Raw genomic sequence first — 14652 nt, forward strand, 5'->3', positions numbered from 1 at the left:
TCACTCTCTGGGTGAATGGCAGAATAGCGGCATTATCTCAGAGTAATCTTTTTAAATCATTGCGTTGCAGTTGTGGATAGATTTTTAAGTCACGAATTCAGGTACAAATAATTACCATCACTGGAGTATATTGTTGGAGCTATTACTCTTCATCACCTGCTTTCAATGCTATCGGCTATCTCTCTCAATTCAATAATTCTCTCTCTTGTCATACGCAACATGCAGTCTTTCTGTTCAAAACCGTGGTTGTCCATATCATTACGTTCGAATAGTTCACAGTTATGTTCTCTGAATGCGAGCCACGCCCTTTCCGAATTCAAGAGAGGATTTGCTATTTCGCTAAAAACCTTTTTTGCGAGTACTGTCAAGCGTTGATACTGTTCATTCAACTCACCATCGGCTTTTCCCATTTCGTTAGAATAACAGTATCCGACATCGAGAGCACTGCCTGCAATATTCATACATTCAGTAATGCACCTCTCGGTAGAAATTTTGCATACCGTGGCCGCATGTGAAGTGTTGCTGCCAAATGCAAACAACAGGCCCGTTAAAAGACAAGTGGTCCTAGACACAGAAAATCTCCCTAAAATGCCTAGATAGTTTACTGCATATCCAGTACTAAATCGGTTTCACCGGCTGCGATGCTTCAGAAACCAGTCGGTCGAATAGTTGTTCGATAGTCAGAAATGGGTCGTGACCAGTCGATCAACAATTTTCGATGTGGATCAACTGGCACACAATTTCAGATCATAATAGACTGGCAGGGTCGATTAGTCCCCGCCAAGACCAGCGGGCTTAGGCGCGTGTTTGCAGAATAGCTACCGCCGGCAATTCCTTACCTTCCAGGAACTCCAGGAACGCGCCGCCACCGGTAGAGGTGTAAGACACTTTGTCGGCGATGCCGTATTTGTCGATAGCCGCCAGAGTGTCGCCGCCGCCCGCGATTGAGAAAGCAGGGCTTTCGGCAATTGCCAATGACAGGGATTTGGTACCTTCGCCGAATTGGTCGATTTCGAATACGCCGACCGGGCCGTTCCAGACGATAGTGCCGGCGGTTTTCAGGATTTCCGCGTATTGCTTGGAGGTTTCCGGTCCAATGTCCAGGATCAGGTCGTCAGCTTCCACGTCGGCGACGTTTTTCACGGTAGCCGCAGCGCTTTCGGAAAACTCTTTCGCACATACCACATCGACCGGCACCGGAATATCCGCGCCGCGTTCCTTGGCGGAGGCGATCAGACGTTTGGCTTCCGGAATTAAATCCGCTTCATATAAGGATTTACCGACTGGGTAACCAGCTGCGGCGATAAAGGTATTGGCAATGCCGCCGCCGACGATCAACTGATCGACTTTGGAAGACAGTGATTCCAGTACGGTCAATTTGGTGGACACTTTGGAGCCGCCGACGATAGCCACCAAAGGGCGGGCAGGGGTTTCCAGGGCTTTGCCCAATGCATCCAGCTCGGCAGCCAACAGCGGGCCGGCGCAAGCGATGGCTGCGTGTTCGGCTACGGCATGGGTCGAGGCTTCGGCGCGGTGCGCGGTACCAAAGGCGTCCATCACGAATATGTCGCACAGCGCGGCCATTTTTTGGCCCAGTTCGGCGTTGTTTTTCTTCTCGCCTTTGTTAAAGCGGACGTTCTCGCACAGCACCACTTCGCCGCGTTTCACTTCCACGCCGTCCAGCCAATCTTTCACCAAGCGCACTGGTTGACCCAGCAATTGTGAAAAGCGCTCGGCGACTGGCTTCAAGCTGGAGGCTTCGTCGTATTCGCCTTCGGTGGGACGGCCCAAGTGCGACATCAAAATCACTGCCGCGCCGCCGGCTAATGCGGCTTCCACGGTCGGGACGCTGGCCTGGATGCGCAAGTCGCTGGTGACTTTGCCGTCTTTAACCGGCACATTCAAATCTTGGCGGATTAACACGCGTTTGCCGGCCAAATCCAGGTCGACCATTCGTTTGATAGACATAAGTTCTCCTTTGGTTGAAATAGTGAAAACATTATAAAGTGTAATGCCGGCCGCAGCCTGATTTAAAAAATAATAGAACAGTCAGATGCTTGGGCTATATTTGCTATCCATTGCCTAAACTTTTGTTGGCGGACTTATGTTCAAGTCGATTGTATTTTCGGTTTTCTGCGTGTTGGTATTAGGTGTCGATTCCGCGCACTGCCAGCCCGCGCCTGCCGCTGCCGGCGCCGATGAAATTCAGGTGTTGATAGACGTATCCGGCAGCATGAAACAGAACGATCCGGAAAATCTGCGCATAGACGCCAGCCGGTTGTTGGTCAATTTGCTGCCGGATGGTGCCAAGGCCTCGTTCTGGCTGTTCGCCGAAAAAACCGCGCCGCTGTCCGCGACCGATGTCGTCAGTTCTGCCTGGAAACAGCAGGCCAGCAAAGCCACGGCCAATATTCATTCTCGGGGTTTGTACACTCATATCGAAGATGCGATTCAGACCGTGCTCAGCCAAGGATTTACCGGTAGCGGCAAGAAACACCTGATTTTATTGACCGACGGTTTTGTGGATATTTCCAAGGACATCATGCAAAGCGCGGATTCCCGCGAACGAATTCTTAGTGAGTGGATCCCTAAACTCCAGCAACAAAATATCAACGTGCAAACCATCGCCTTATCCGAGCAGGCCGACAAAGAGCTGCTGGAAAAACTGGCGTTTGAGACCGGCGGCTGGGCGGAAACCGCGCAATCGGCCGAACAATTGCAGCGGGTATTTTTGAAAATGGCCCAAAAAGCCGCGCCGAAAGAAACCTTGCCGCTAACCGACAATAAGTTCAAGGTCGATAGCGGCATCCACGAATTTTCGGTGTTGGTGTTCAAAAAGCCGCATGCCGCGCCGACGCAATTGGTTGCGCCGGACGGTAAAAGCATCAGTAAACAAAGCATGGTCGCCAATGTGTCCTGGCTGGAAAGTCAGACGTACGACCTGATCACCGTTAAGCAACCCTTGATCGGCGAATGGCGCTTGGTGGCGGAAGTCGATCCCGATAACCAAGTCATGATCGTCACCGACCTGAAACTGCAACTTAGCGAAATTCCCAATTTTCTGGGCGAGAATGAAGTCTTGCCAATCAAAGCGCACTTCACCGATAAAAATAAGCTGATCGACCGCGCCGATTTTCTGGGCATGTTGACCCTGGAAATTATCCAAGATCAGCAAACGCCGGCAAAAATGCAGGCTGTGACAGCCGAGCCCGGTTTTTATCAGCATAAGGTCGAGCATTTGAGTTTGGGTAAACATCTGCTGAAAATCGTCGCCGACGGCAAGACTTTCAAGCGGGAAATTATTCATGAGATCGACGTAGTTGCCACGCCTATTGCCGTGGAGAAGCACGTGGATGCTGCTCAGCGTCAGGTTAGTTTGAAACTGCTGCCGGATCCCAAGTTGATCGATCCTGCCGGCTTTGTGGTCCATGCGGTGATTAACCAAGCAGGGCATGAGCCGGAAACCCGAGCGCTGACCAATAAAGATGGAGTCTGGTTGCTGGATTTGGCCGGTTTGCCGCCGCAGACCACCACGCATGTCAATTTCAACGTGATGGCTAAAGATCATGCCGGCAAGCCGCTGACGCCGGCGATCAAACCGCTCACTATCGATGACAGTTGGTTCGTTGCTGCCGAGAAAGTCGAGGTTGCCGCACCGGCGGCAGAGACTGATGCACATCACGAGTCAGGCGATCATGAAAAAACCGATCAGAAAACCGATGCCGAGCAGCATGAGCAGACTGACCATGAGCAACATCCGCCGCCGGGCGCCGCGGAAACCAATTGGTTATTGGTTGGCGGCATCCTGTTGACCATCAATCTGATACTGGGTGTTGGTGGGTTTTTTACCTATCGTTACCTGAAAAAAAGCCAAGCAGAAAAACATCAGCAGTTACTGGAGAGATTGTCATGAATCCATTCGATTCCGTGGTAGTGATATTAGCGGCGGAGGCGTTGGGGTTTTTGACGCTGCTGGTTATCGTGCTGTTTTTTATCTCGAGAAACCGGCGAGGGAAGGAGATGGCCGAAATTGATCATTTCATTACCGAGCTTGAAGAGCAGGCCATCGTCAAAAATCGCTGGCTGGAGCAATTTCTGGAGGAAAACTGCGGGTTGGCTACAGCGGAGATCGAGCCATTGTTGCAAGAAGTCAACGCGTCTGAACGCGCTGTGTTTGAAGGGGTGATTCGCTTGTTTCTGAAACGCGAGTTGGTGTTGTTGAGTGAGATCGAGCAACGTGTCGGCCGCCTAACCGAGCCTTATCAGAATTTGCTGGCAAATCGGGGCGCGGCTGCGCCGGTTGCTGCGGTGCAGGATTCGCCGCAAGCACATCAATTGGCAGGCTTGGAACGTATTAACCAACAACTGGTGCGGCAACTGGATAACGCGATGAAAACCATCGACGAAATGTCCGCCGAATATACCCGTGTGTTTAGCGGCAACCAGACCGCCTTAGAGTTGGAAAACAGCAGTAAAAAGATGCTGCAAATTTTCCATGATGCCGAACGTGGTGTGCGCGAGAGCATTACGGAGTTGGGCAAATGAATCAATCTCTGCTGCTTATCGGCTTAGGAGAATTGTCGCTGTTGTTGTTGGCCGGCCTGATCGCCGTGCTGGTCGTTAATCGCCGGAATAAACGTCGGCGGCTGGCCGGCATCGAAGAATTGCTGGAAGACATTAAGGACCGGCAGGAACGGCGCAGCGACAGGTTGGCCTTGGCCTTGACCGGTAAACATCACTTAGACGAACAAACCGCGCAGGCTGTCAGCGAAAATCTGATTGCGGCGGAAAAGCAGTTTTTGTATGGGTTTATAGAACAGCAAATGCAGCAGCAGACGGTGGGCGGATTTTACGAAAATCTGTGCCGTTTGCTGGATAGTTATCTGGACGGCTTACCCAAAGCGGGTGAAAAACCGGTTGCCGACGAGCCGGCTGCCGAGACTGAACAACAACATGCCGGCACCGATTCGGAGCAGTCAAAACCGGCTGACACTGACGCAACCCCAGCCGAAGAGGCCCCGCCACCACCGGATTGGGGCGACGTGTTCGATTGAGGCAACAACTATTCTGACTCAGGGGGAAGATTGGCACCCATTCAAGCTTGCGTGATCATCCCGGCGACAGCGGGGAAAACCAAGAAAGGTGGGGACCATCGAAACTATTTTTACCGGGTAAAAGACGTGATTTCCTTTCTGAATCTCAAATGGGGGCCGCTGGAAGCCGTTGCGTATCCGCCCGCTGGCGGTGGTACGCTGTCAGGCAAAAAGGGTATTGTCCTCTTCGAAGTTCATGGCTGGAGTGATGCTAGCGGTCATGCAACGCTATTCGACGGAACGACTTGTTATGACCACTGCTATTTCAACGAGCTAGGCGTGACAGATCGCACTAGCCACGCAAATTTCCGGGTGCTCAAATGAAAGCCGTCCACACATTCGTTGCCGTGGGGCTATGTTGCTATTCACTGACAGCTATCGCGGATTCCAACGCTGCCACACGACGTAGCAACGCCGAAAACTATAAAGACAGGGCGCTGGCCGCCTGCTTATCAACCGCTTACAAGGATTCGCCGGCAGGCGAGGATGCTGACATTACCAAGAGCGCGTTTTTGGAATGGACGTATTACAACGACGATAAAGGGAATCCGGCAATCGATCAACTTGTTGAGAAATATCTGCATCGAGACTACAGCAATCCGGTGGAAGGTTACGCTGGGGCGAAATTTAACCTGCTTAAGTGCCTGGACATGTATCACAGCCAAGAACTTGATGCACAGGTTCATAAGTACGTCCCACACCCTAACTGGGTAGGGGACAAGCCGGCCAAGCGCTAGTAATTCGCTGCTTTGGCGTGTTCATGGGCAATCCAGGCCGCAGACTCGGAGTCAAAATTTTCGCAGGCACGAAAATTCTTGCTCATGGGGCGGCGATGCCGCTATCGCGACAATCTCGCCTGCGAAATTGGGTTCCGGTCATCCATGCCAGTGATAACGCGATAAGTCCGGTAGGTCAGGGTACGCGATAGCGTTCCCTGACAACAGGCTGTCTCATTAACTTGTCGGTATTTCCGTCGCCGGCTGGTCGAGCAACTTGATGCCGGTCAATTTGCTGAAAAAACTGGCGGACCGTTTCGCCACGCTATCGCCACCATCGATACCGGCTTGTTGGATGTTTTCAAACACCACAATCGAATGCGGCTCCACGGTATACCAGGGTTTGCTCAGCGCTTTTTGTTCCGCAGGCTCGATAATATCTTTGGGCGATGTTTGTGCGGTATCCAAAGCCAGACACCAGCTTTTGCCTTCAACCTCCGGCAGCTGCATGTTGTGTTTGCTATCGGACATGTTCATTATCGCGTGCAGGTCAGCTTCGTCTTTGCCTAATGCCGCCAGCGTAAAGGCTAGAATCCGCGTGTTCGGGTCGTCCCAACGCGGCGGTTGATCTACTTCCAGGCCATGCCAGCTGATGTCGGCCATATCTTTGCCTTCCATTTTTCGGCCGGTGAGGAAATTTCGACGCATCAAGGCTGGATGACGTTTGCGCAAGCGGATCATCTGCTGCACAAAATGCAGCACGTCGGCATTCTCCTTGGCTTTATCCCAGTTCAGCCAGCTTAATTCGTTGTCCTGACAATAGCAGTTGTTATTGCCTTGCTGCGTGTGCAGAAATTCGTCGCCAGCCAGCAACATCGGTACGCCATGGCTAAGCAGCAAAACCGCAAAGGCGTTTTTCACCTGTTGCCGCCGCAGTTTGCCTATGGCCGGGTCGGGGGTCGGGCCTTCCGCGCCGCAATTGCTGCTGAGATTATTGCTGCAACCGTCCCGATTGTTTTCGCCGTTCGCGGTGTTGTGTTTTTCGTTGTAGCTGAACAGATCTTTCAACGTAAAACCGTCGTGGCAGGTGACAAAGTTAATGCCGCTGATCGGCAGGCGGTGCTGATGTTGATAGAGATCGCTACTGCCGCAGATACGCGTGGCTACTTCGCTGATGATGCCGGTGTCGCCGCGTAGGAAGCGGCGAATCACGTCGCGGTAACGGCCGTTCCATTCTCCCCAGCGATAGCCGGGAAAGTTGCCGACTTGATAAAGGCCGGCCGCGTCCCAGGCTTCCGCAATCAGCTTGGTTTTGGCCAGTTGTTCGGATAGTTCTATGCCCCAGACCAGAGGCGGATCCTGTAGTACGCTGCCGTCTTCGCCGCGCGCCAAAGCGCTGGCCAGGTCGAATCTAAAGCCGTCGACATGCATTTCCCGCACCCAGTATTCCAGGCAGCTGATGATGAAGTTGGTGACCAGCGGGTGATTGGCATTGACGGTGTTACCGCAGCCGGTATAGTCGTGAAAGATGCGTTTATCGTGCTTGTCGGTCAAATAAAAGCTGTTGCCGGTAATGCCTTTGAAGTTAATTACCGGGCCGTCGGCGCCGGCTTCCGAGGTGTGATTGAACACCACGTCCATGATCACGCCAATGCCGGCCTTGTGCAACGCTTTGACCAGATCGCGGAACTCGCGGATGTGCGTGCCTTGTTCCGGTGTGACGCAATAACCGGGATGCGGGCTAAAGAAGCTGTGCGTGCTGTAGCCCCAGTAGTTTTTCAAGCCCAGATCGGCGGTATGCGGCGGCACGTCTTGCTCATCGAAGGCCATGATGGGCAGCAGTTCGACATGGGTGATACCGAGTTTTTTCAGATAAGGAATTTTTTCGATCAGGCCGATAAAGGTACCTGGGTGCTTCACCTTGGCGGAAGCGTGGCGAGTAAAACCGCCGACATGCAATTCGTAAATAATGGCTTTTTCGCTACGAATGGCCAGCGGCGTGTCGCCTTCCCAGTCGTAACGGTCGTCGACGACCACTGCGCGCATGGCGTGATGGCTATTATCGCCGGGCTTGCAGGCGGCGGCGCGGTTCCATAATTTGTCGCTGATAGCGCGCGCCCAAGGGTCCAGCAATAATTTTTCGCGATCAAACCGCAGGCCCGATTCGCGGGTGTTGTCCGGGCCGTCGATGCGCCAGGCATACCAAGTGCCGACCGGCAGTTCTTCGACAAACACGTGCCAGGAGAAAAACGTATGGTTTTTATCTTTTTGTAAGGGTATGACTTGTAAGGGTTTTATGCTGTCAGGCTCGGCAAATAGCAGCAGCTCCACGTCCGTCGCATGGCGGCTGGAGATGGAGAAGTTGACGCCGCCCTCGCTAACCTTGGCGCCGTGAGGATAGGGACTCCCTGACTTTAAACTGTATGGTTTGTGCATGCCCTTTACCGAGAAACTGTGAATTAGTCCTGATTTTACTGCATATAGGGGCTGCGGGCCTACGCCTTGCGTAAATAATCGACAACGGTTAGAGTCTATAAACGCCGGTCGCTGCGGCGATACGTCGCGGAATGTCCGCTATCCACAGGATAAAACCTAGTCACCCGACCCGTTAACATTGCCGATGGCCTTTTCCTCCTCACCGTCTCAAGTCCGCATGCCGCTTTCTGCGGAGGAAATGCGGGCTATTAGTCTGGAGATTAGCCGGGGCTTTGCCCCGCGAAGGTTTAGAGCGGGCGCGGCGAGGTTGACGAGTAGCGGCTTTTCGCCGCAAGAGCTGTTAAGCATTAGTCAGCAGATTAATCGCGAGTTCGCCCCACGCCAGCAACTCACTGCCGCCAAAGTTGAAAGCGCCAAGTTGGTTGCGTTGCCGGTCGATCCGGAACATATCCATGTCTATTGGCAGCTTGATGACGTGGCACAGGCGTCTATGCCGCCTGCCGAACCGCCAGATGCCCAGCATTTGACCTTGCGCGTTTACAGTCGGCCTGCGCCGGCTGAAGCGGTCTCGTCGCCGCAAGACTCGGCCAAGACTTGGTTCGATGTGCCGGTCGCCGCCGAACACAGCCAACAGCAGATTACGCTGCCCAGCGGCGACACCTGCATCGCCGGGATTTACCAGGTAGCGATTGGTCGGCTAAACGCTCAGCAGGAATTCAGCCCGTTGGCGTATTCGCAGGCTGCAGCATTCGCACCGCAAGTGTCGCCGATGATGGAAAGGCTGTCGCCGGCGATGGCGCAGTTTATAATACCGCCTTCCCAAGCGTCTTCGGCGCTTGCCGTAACCGCGTCCGGCCAACAAAATTAACTCCGCGATGAACAAAGGCTATCTCAGCATCGTTTTGCATGCCCATTTGCCCTATGTGCATCATCCAGAACACGACAGTTTTTTTGAAGAAAACTGGCTGTTCGAAGCGATTACCGAATGTTATCTGCCCTTGTTGGCGATGCTGGAGCGCTTGCATGTCGACCAAGTGCCGTATCGGCTGACCTTATCCTTGTCGCCGACACTGATGACGATGTTGCGCGACCCTTTGTTGCAAAGCCGTTATCTGCATTATCTGCAAGGCAGACTGGAATTGGCGGAGCGGGAGTTGGAGCGCACGCGCCGGCTGCCGCAGTTCGAGCCGCTGGCACAGATGTATATGCAGTGGTTTCAGGATGCCCTGCATCGCTACCAGCAGCGCTATCAATGCGATTTGCTGACAGCGTTTCAGCGCCATCACAGCGCTGGCTGCCTGGAGTTGATCACTACGGCCGCCACCCATGGCTATTTGCCATTGTTGAATGTCAGCCCGGTGTCGGTGCGCAATCAAATTGGCGTTGGCATTGCCAGTTTTAACAGCCAATTCGGCTTTGCGCCGAGCGGCTTTTGGTTGCCGGAATGCGGATATTATCCGGGCCTGGAACAGCTGCTGAAAGCCGAAGGCATAGATTATTTTTTCGTCGATAGTCACGCGATCATGGACGCCGACCAGTCTCCGCGCTATGGTGTGTATGCGCCGCTGGACTGCGGCAACGGCGTCGCCGCATTCGGCCGTGATCCTGCGTCGTCGCGACAGGTCTGGAGCGCGGAGGAAGGCTATCCGGGCGATGGGGATTATCGCGAGTATTATCGCGACATCGGTTTCGATTTGCCTCTGGAATATATCGCGCCTTATATTTTGGACGGCGAAACCCGGATTAACACCGGCATCAAGTATTTCCGCATCACCGGCGCCAAGCAAACCAAGCAGGTTTACCAGCCTGAACTGGCCAGGCTAAAAGCGCGCCGGCATGCCGAAGATTTTATCTTGCGCCGCCAGCAGCAAATCGACGCGTTGGCTGCGGAAATGCCGCAAGCGCCGATTATCGTCGCACCTTACGATGCTGAACTATTTGGACATTGGTGGTTCGAAGGGCCTTTATGGCTTGAACAAGTATTACGCTTGGCAGCCAGCAGCGAAAACGGCGTCCAGACCGTCAGTTGCGGCGATTATTTGCAATTGCCTTTGCAGCACGTGCGGGCTACGCCGGCCGCTTCCAGTTGGGGCGAACACGGTTATTCCAGTTACTGGCTGAACGAAAGCAACGACTGGATTTATCCCTTATTGCACAAGGCTGCCGCCGAAATGGAAAAGCTGGCGGGCGATTTGCGCGGCTTTGGCGTGAGTGATTTGCAGCGGCGCGCTTTAAATCAGGCCGCCCGATCACTGTTGCTGGCGCAGTCTTCGGATTGGCCGTTTATCATGAAGGCCGGCACCACGATCGATTACGCGCGCAAACGCATTACCGATCATTTGGCCCGGTTTAATTATCTGCACGATGCGATCCGCAAAAACCGTATCGATGAACGCTACCTGACAGCGCTGGAGATCATGGACGATATTTTTCCGGATATTGACTTTCGCCATTATGCCGCCTAGACAGACGCCCGTGGCGGGCACTGCCTAACTCAACCTCCAGGGGGAGCTATGAATAACATCCAATTGTTGTATGTAGCCAATAATGTGACCGGCAAAGCTGTGGCCTGTCAGCAATCCTTGCTGTTTTTGATTCAAGTCGCAGACCTGGATTATCACAAACAGGTGGAAGTGCTCTGGGCCGGCGAAGACGGCGTCTGGCACTTTTTGCCGGCCTTGTTTAACCGCAAGGCGGAAGATGGGTGGGAGTATTGGCAGGCCGAAATCGTATTTCCGCCGCAACCACATGCCGAGATACCCGGCGATATTCGATTTGCCTTGCGTCTGCAAGCCGCCGGCACTGAGTATTGGGATAATAACGAGGGTGGCGATTATTTCAGCGGTGCGGGTAGCGGCGGCAGATTAACCGGCGCTGCGTCGATACTACAATTGAGCCATGCCGAACAACTTCAGGATGGTCAGCATTCCGTGCCGATCAAGCTGGCGGTAGACGCCGCGCTGGAGATAGAGAAAGTCACCATCCACTGGACTATCGATAACTGGCAACACAGCCATACGACCAGTTGCCGCCGCCAGGCGCAAAGAAAATCCGCCAGTAAAGCCCTCTATGCCGGACTGCATCTCGCCCAAGTGTGGAGCGGGCGGATCAGGGTGGGGGAGGCGTTTCGTCTGCAATACAGTATCAGCTGCGAAAGTAAGGAGCAGACGCTGTGGGACAACAACGCCGGCCAAAATTACACCCTAAGCCGCACGCCGCTGCGGCTGTTGATTCTAAATCTGCATTGTTATCAGGAAGACGAGCAAGACCGGAAATTCTGGCAAATTGCTAATGCCATCGACGAACTTGGCGCTGATGTAGTCTGTTTGCAGGAAGTGGCGGAGTATTGGAATGACGGTCGCGGCGACTGGCCGTCGAACTCCGCGAATATTATCAATCAGCGCTTGCCGCAACCGTTTCATCTTTACACCGACTGGTCGCACCTGGGGTTTGACAAATTCCGCGAAGGTGTGGCCATACTCAGCCGCCATCCCTTGGCCGAGCAAGAAGCCCGCTACGTGTCGGATAGTCACGATGCTTACAGCATTCATTCCCGTAAAGTGGTGTCGGCGCGGATCAAGGTGCCGTATATCGGTACTCTCGATGTGTTTTCCGCGCATTTGAGTTGGTGGGAAGACGGCTTCCAGCAACAATTTCAACGGCTATCCGCTTGGGCTAACGGCAAACGCAGCGCTGAGGTGGATGCCACCTTGCTGTGTGGTGATTTCAATATCGCCGCCGGCTCGACTGGTTACGAATTGGTGGTCAACGGCCATCAATATGAAGATCAATATCTGGCCGCCAACGCCCCAGCACTGTTTCAACAAATTTTTCGGGTTAACGACGCGCATTGGCAGGATTATCTGGCCGACGATTATCGAATCGATTACATTTTTATGGACAAGGACAGCGGCCTGCGGGCCAGTTCGGCGCGAACTGTGTTCACCGAGCAGGATTACGGGCCGGTATCCGATCATTGCGGCTATCTGATGACCTTTGAGCCGCTATAGACTGAATTGCTAAGGCGATTTTACAATTAAAATAAAGCTTGTTTAATTAGGCAGCACCATATGCAAGTAGCAGAACACTACGCCAAACCGGTATTTGGCAAATTGGGCGGTTGTTTTCAACGCGGTAACGATTTTAGGGAAACCTTCGACGTGCGCTGGGGCAAGATAGACTTCGACATGTCGCACGGCATTGCCGCTAATTTGAAGGTGGTGCTAAAGGTGTATCGGGAGTCGATCTGCGAAACCTATATCGTCGACACCGATGCTTACGATGTGCAGTGGGACAAACACAAACGATCGACGCGGGATTTTTACGTGATGCCGCACTCCGGGCAATTCGGCAAGATCAGCTGCATCAAATTTTCGTTTATCGTGCATTTGGGCGAGCATTCCATCGCCTCGCGCCATGATTATATTTTCATGGATGGCGACCAGTTGCGCGACAATCATCCGCAGCAGCGCCATATTAACGAGCATTGGGCCACGCCCAACCATTTCCGCAGTTACGAGCTGGACCCCGGACAGTTGCAAAGCGATGTGGATTGGTACAACCATCATTTCGACTCCTTGCAACTGACGCCCAAATTTACCAAGGGCCAGCAATTTCACCCCTATCATCCCAAGCGCTTTATTCACGATCATATCGATAAAGTCATCGCGGCCAAACACAGCCAGCCCGACCGCTTATGCACCATTAAAGTCAGCGTGGATTGCATCGACGACGGCGATTTTATTAACCACTTGATTCACGCCAGCCAGCAGGGCGTATGGGTGCAATGCATCGTCGATTGGCGGAAGATGACGCTGACCAATAGTCAGAATTACGCGCGCTTGAAACGCTCAGGCATTGAACTGGTTGGCGTGTTTTGCACGCCCAAACACCACTTGATCGAAGTGGAACCGGACATGCACACCAAGTTCGTAATCTTCAACGACGAGGATTGCATTATCGGCTCGTTCAACATCACTTTCGATCGCTGGTGGGCCAACTGGGAATCGGGGATGAGTTTTCATTCCAAGGGCGTGTGCCGTTTGCTGGACAACATCTTCCAGAGCCAGCGCGGCGGTGTGATTCAAAAGTATGGCGTCGACCCGCTCAGCCCATTCAACTTGTTATATACCTTTGGCCGCCACACCATGGCTAATGGCAGGGTTTACCGGCCGCATCACGCTATATTGGCGGAAATTCATAGAGCGCGCCGCTCCTTGAAGTTGTGTTTGTTTTTGATCGGCGATTTGCTGGGCGATCACCACGATAGCGTCGTCAACGCCTTGATCCAGGCCCGCGACCGTGGTGTTGATGTGCAGCTGCTGTTCAACGGCCACTTGGCCCGTCAAGGCAAAATAGGCGTCGAGCGCAGCATGGCCGACGAATTGGCAAGGCCGCTGTTACCGGCCGTACAACGTCTGCGCGATGCCGGGATACGCGTGGGCTTGGTTTACGGCCAGGACGATCTGCCGGTGCCGTACTCGCCCATCCACAGTAAATACTGCGTGATCGACGATTACATCGTCATCGACGGCAGTTTCAACTGGTACAACACCTCGGTGTTTTCCCACGACTTGATCGTGGTCGCCGCCAACCGCGACGTGGCGCAGCCGTATTTGTACGAGTTTGGGCAGATTCAGCGCTTGTTTAGGGTGTTTTACTGATCGGCCGCTTGACAGGTATTGATTTGGTTCCATAATGGAACCCATTTGATTTTCCAGGTGAGCGTCATGGCAACCTTGACCCTAAAAAACATCCCCGACGATTTATACGAACAGCTAAAAATCGCAGCGAAACTGCACCACCGCAGCATTAACAGTGAAGTCATTTACTGCGTGGAAAGGGTCATCGATCCGCATCGGCTCAGTGTCGATCAGCATCTCGCTCAGGCCAGGCAACTGCGCGAGAAAACCGCGCATTACCTGTTAACCGACCAGGACATCGACCAAGCCAAATTTGCCGGCCGGCCATGATTGTTGCCGATACCAACACGATTGCTTATCTTTACCTCAATAGCGAAAAATCCGCACAAGCCGAACAGCTGCTAAGACAGGAAGCGCAGTGGATTGCACCCAATCTGTGGAAAAGCGAATTTCGCAATGTCCTGGCTTTGTATCTACGCAAAAATCTGTTGGCCTTGGACGACGCCTTACGGATTGTGCGCCAGGCTGAAACCTTGCTGCAGCAAAACGAATACGAAGTCTCATCCGCCCAGGTTTTGCAATTAGTCGCCAGCAGCGATTGCTCGGCTTACGACTGCGAATTCGTCGCGCTGGCCAAACTGTTGAACGTCCCGCTGATTACCGCCGACCGAAAAGTGCAGAAAGCCTTTCCGGAGATTGCCCGGACGATTGAGGATTTTCTGGGGTGAAGCACGTTTCGCCAAAAGCGCCTGTCGGCACTAGAGC

The 14652-nt window shown here is 53.3% G+C and carries 14 protein-coding genes; 11 read left to right on the plus strand and 3 right to left on the minus strand.

The features are described 5' to 3' along the window. Nucleotides 1-152 precede the first annotated feature (152 nt). A complete protein-coding gene (locus METH11B_RS0120030) occupies nt 153-461 on the minus strand; it encodes a lysozyme inhibitor LprI family protein (RefSeq protein WP_026603544.1) in 309 nt (102 codons plus the stop codon). 334 nt (nt 462-795) lie between these two features. Next, entirely contained in the window at nt 796-1968 is a 1173-nt protein-coding gene (locus METH11B_RS0120035; RefSeq protein ID WP_026603545.1) for a phosphoglycerate kinase, read from the minus strand. Between the two features lie 136 nt (nt 1969-2104). Here METH11B_RS0120035 and METH11B_RS0120040 point away from each other — a divergent pair, with 136 nt between their 5' ends. From METH11B_RS0120040 to METH11B_RS0120060, 5 genes are read left to right on the plus strand one after another with little or no spacing between them, the layout of a single operon-like run. Next, nucleotides 2105-3913 (plus strand): VWA domain-containing protein, encoded by a 1809-nt coding sequence (locus METH11B_RS0120040; RefSeq protein ID WP_026603546.1) that lies wholly within the window; start codon nt 2105-2107, stop codon nt 3911-3913. Continuing rightward, on the plus strand, nt 3910-4545 hold the full coding sequence (locus METH11B_RS0120045) for a hypothetical protein (protein WP_026603547.1): 636 nt from the start codon (nt 3910-3912) through the stop codon (nt 4543-4545). Before METH11B_RS0120040 ends, METH11B_RS0120045 begins: the two co-directional genes overlap by 4 nt. Then, the gene (locus METH11B_RS0120050) at nt 4542-5054 is read left to right on the plus strand and encodes a hypothetical protein (RefSeq protein ID WP_026603548.1); all 513 of its coding nucleotides are present in this window, start codon (nt 4542-4544) and stop codon (nt 5052-5054) included. The genes METH11B_RS0120045 and METH11B_RS0120050 overlap by 4 nt, the downstream gene beginning before the upstream one ends. Nucleotides 5055-5084: 30 nt before the next feature. Then, nucleotides 5085-5417, plus strand: coding sequence for a T6SS effector amidase Tae4 family protein (locus tag METH11B_RS0120055; RefSeq protein WP_081733841.1), 333 nt, complete (start codon nt 5085-5087; stop codon nt 5415-5417). Beyond that, nucleotides 5414-5830 (plus strand): type VI secretion system amidase immunity protein Tai4, encoded by a 417-nt coding sequence (locus METH11B_RS0120060; protein ID WP_026603550.1) that lies wholly within the window; start codon nt 5414-5416, stop codon nt 5828-5830. The genes METH11B_RS0120055 and METH11B_RS0120060 overlap by 4 nt, the downstream gene beginning before the upstream one ends. Nucleotides 5831-6046: 216 nt before the next feature. On the opposite strand, the gene glgX is transcribed toward METH11B_RS0120060, so the two are convergent. Beyond that, nucleotides 6047-8245 (minus strand): glycogen debranching protein GlgX, encoded by a 2199-nt coding sequence (gene glgX / locus METH11B_RS0120070; protein ID WP_026603551.1) that lies wholly within the window; start codon nt 8243-8245, stop codon nt 6047-6049. Nucleotides 8246-8462: 217 nt separating this feature from the next. On the opposite strand from glgX, the gene METH11B_RS0120075 reads away from it, so the two are divergent. The 6 genes from METH11B_RS0120075 (at nt 8463) to METH11B_RS0120100 (ending at nt 14615) form a co-directional block, all read left to right on the plus strand. Next, entirely contained in the window at nt 8463-9113 is a 651-nt protein-coding gene (locus METH11B_RS0120075; RefSeq protein WP_026603552.1) for a DUF4912 domain-containing protein, read from the plus strand. A 7-nt stretch (nt 9114-9120) separates the two neighbouring features. Beyond that, nucleotides 9121-10710: a glycoside hydrolase family 57 protein gene (locus METH11B_RS0120080; protein WP_026603553.1), complete on the plus strand. Its 1590-nt coding sequence runs from the start codon at nt 9121-9123 to the stop codon at nt 10708-10710. A gap of 48 nt (nt 10711-10758) precedes the next feature. After that, nucleotides 10759-12255: an endonuclease/exonuclease/phosphatase family protein gene (locus tag METH11B_RS0120085; protein WP_026603554.1), complete on the plus strand. Its 1497-nt coding sequence runs from the start codon at nt 10759-10761 to the stop codon at nt 12253-12255. Between the two features lie 60 nt (nt 12256-12315). After that, the gene (locus tag METH11B_RS0120090; RefSeq protein ID WP_026603555.1) at nt 12316-13908 is read left to right on the plus strand and encodes a phospholipase D-like domain-containing protein; all 1593 of its coding nucleotides are present in this window, start codon (nt 12316-12318) and stop codon (nt 13906-13908) included. Between the two features lie 66 nt (nt 13909-13974). Then, nucleotides 13975-14217 carry a FitA-like ribbon-helix-helix domain-containing protein gene (locus METH11B_RS0120095; protein ID WP_026603556.1) on the plus strand — a complete coding sequence of 81 codons (243 nt, stop codon included), beginning with the start codon at nt 13975-13977 and terminating at the stop codon, nt 14215-14217. Then, entirely contained in the window at nt 14214-14615 is a 402-nt protein-coding gene (locus METH11B_RS0120100) for a type II toxin-antitoxin system VapC family toxin (protein WP_026603557.1), read from the plus strand. The genes METH11B_RS0120095 and METH11B_RS0120100 overlap by 4 nt, the downstream gene beginning before the upstream one ends. The last annotated feature ends 37 nt before the right edge of the window (nt 14616-14652 follow it).

It is taken from the genome of Methylomonas sp. 11b (assembly GCF_000515215.1).
Taxonomy (GTDB): domain Bacteria; phylum Pseudomonadota; class Gammaproteobacteria; order Methylococcales; family Methylomonadaceae; genus Methylomonas.

What these genes read in the sequence shown, in the direction of transcription:
- METH11B_RS0120030 (WP_026603544.1), bottom strand. Translation starts at nt 461, where the DNA reads ATGAATATTGCAGGCAGTGCTCTCGATGTCGGATACTGTTATTCTAAC.
- METH11B_RS0120035 (WP_026603545.1), bottom strand. Translation starts at nt 1,968, where the DNA reads ATGTCTATCAAACGAATGGTCGACCTGGATTTGGCCGGCAAACGCGTG.
- METH11B_RS0120040 (WP_026603546.1), top strand. Translation starts at nt 2,105, where the DNA reads ATGTTCAAGTCGATTGTATTTTCGGTTTTCTGCGTGTTGGTATTAGGT.
- METH11B_RS0120045 (WP_026603547.1), top strand. Translation starts at nt 3,910, where the DNA reads ATGAATCCATTCGATTCCGTGGTAGTGATATTAGCGGCGGAGGCGTTG.
- METH11B_RS0120050 (WP_026603548.1), top strand. Translation starts at nt 4,542, where the DNA reads ATGAATCAATCTCTGCTGCTTATCGGCTTAGGAGAATTGTCGCTGTTG.
- METH11B_RS0120060 (WP_026603550.1), top strand. Translation starts at nt 5,414, where the DNA reads ATGAAAGCCGTCCACACATTCGTTGCCGTGGGGCTATGTTGCTATTCA.
- glgX (WP_026603551.1), bottom strand. Translation starts at nt 8,245, where the DNA reads ATGCACAAACCATACAGTTTAAAGTCAGGGAGTCCCTATCCTCACGGC.
- METH11B_RS0120075 (WP_026603552.1), top strand. Translation starts at nt 8,463, where the DNA reads ATGCCGCTTTCTGCGGAGGAAATGCGGGCTATTAGTCTGGAGATTAGC.
- METH11B_RS0120080 (WP_026603553.1), top strand. Translation starts at nt 9,121, where the DNA reads ATGAACAAAGGCTATCTCAGCATCGTTTTGCATGCCCATTTGCCCTAT.
- METH11B_RS0120085 (WP_026603554.1), top strand. Translation starts at nt 10,759, where the DNA reads ATGAATAACATCCAATTGTTGTATGTAGCCAATAATGTGACCGGCAAA.
- METH11B_RS0120090 (WP_026603555.1), top strand. Translation starts at nt 12,316, where the DNA reads ATGCAAGTAGCAGAACACTACGCCAAACCGGTATTTGGCAAATTGGGC.
- METH11B_RS0120095 (WP_026603556.1), top strand. Translation starts at nt 13,975, where the DNA reads ATGGCAACCTTGACCCTAAAAAACATCCCCGACGATTTATACGAACAG.
- METH11B_RS0120100 (WP_026603557.1), top strand. Translation starts at nt 14,214, where the DNA reads ATGATTGTTGCCGATACCAACACGATTGCTTATCTTTACCTCAATAGC.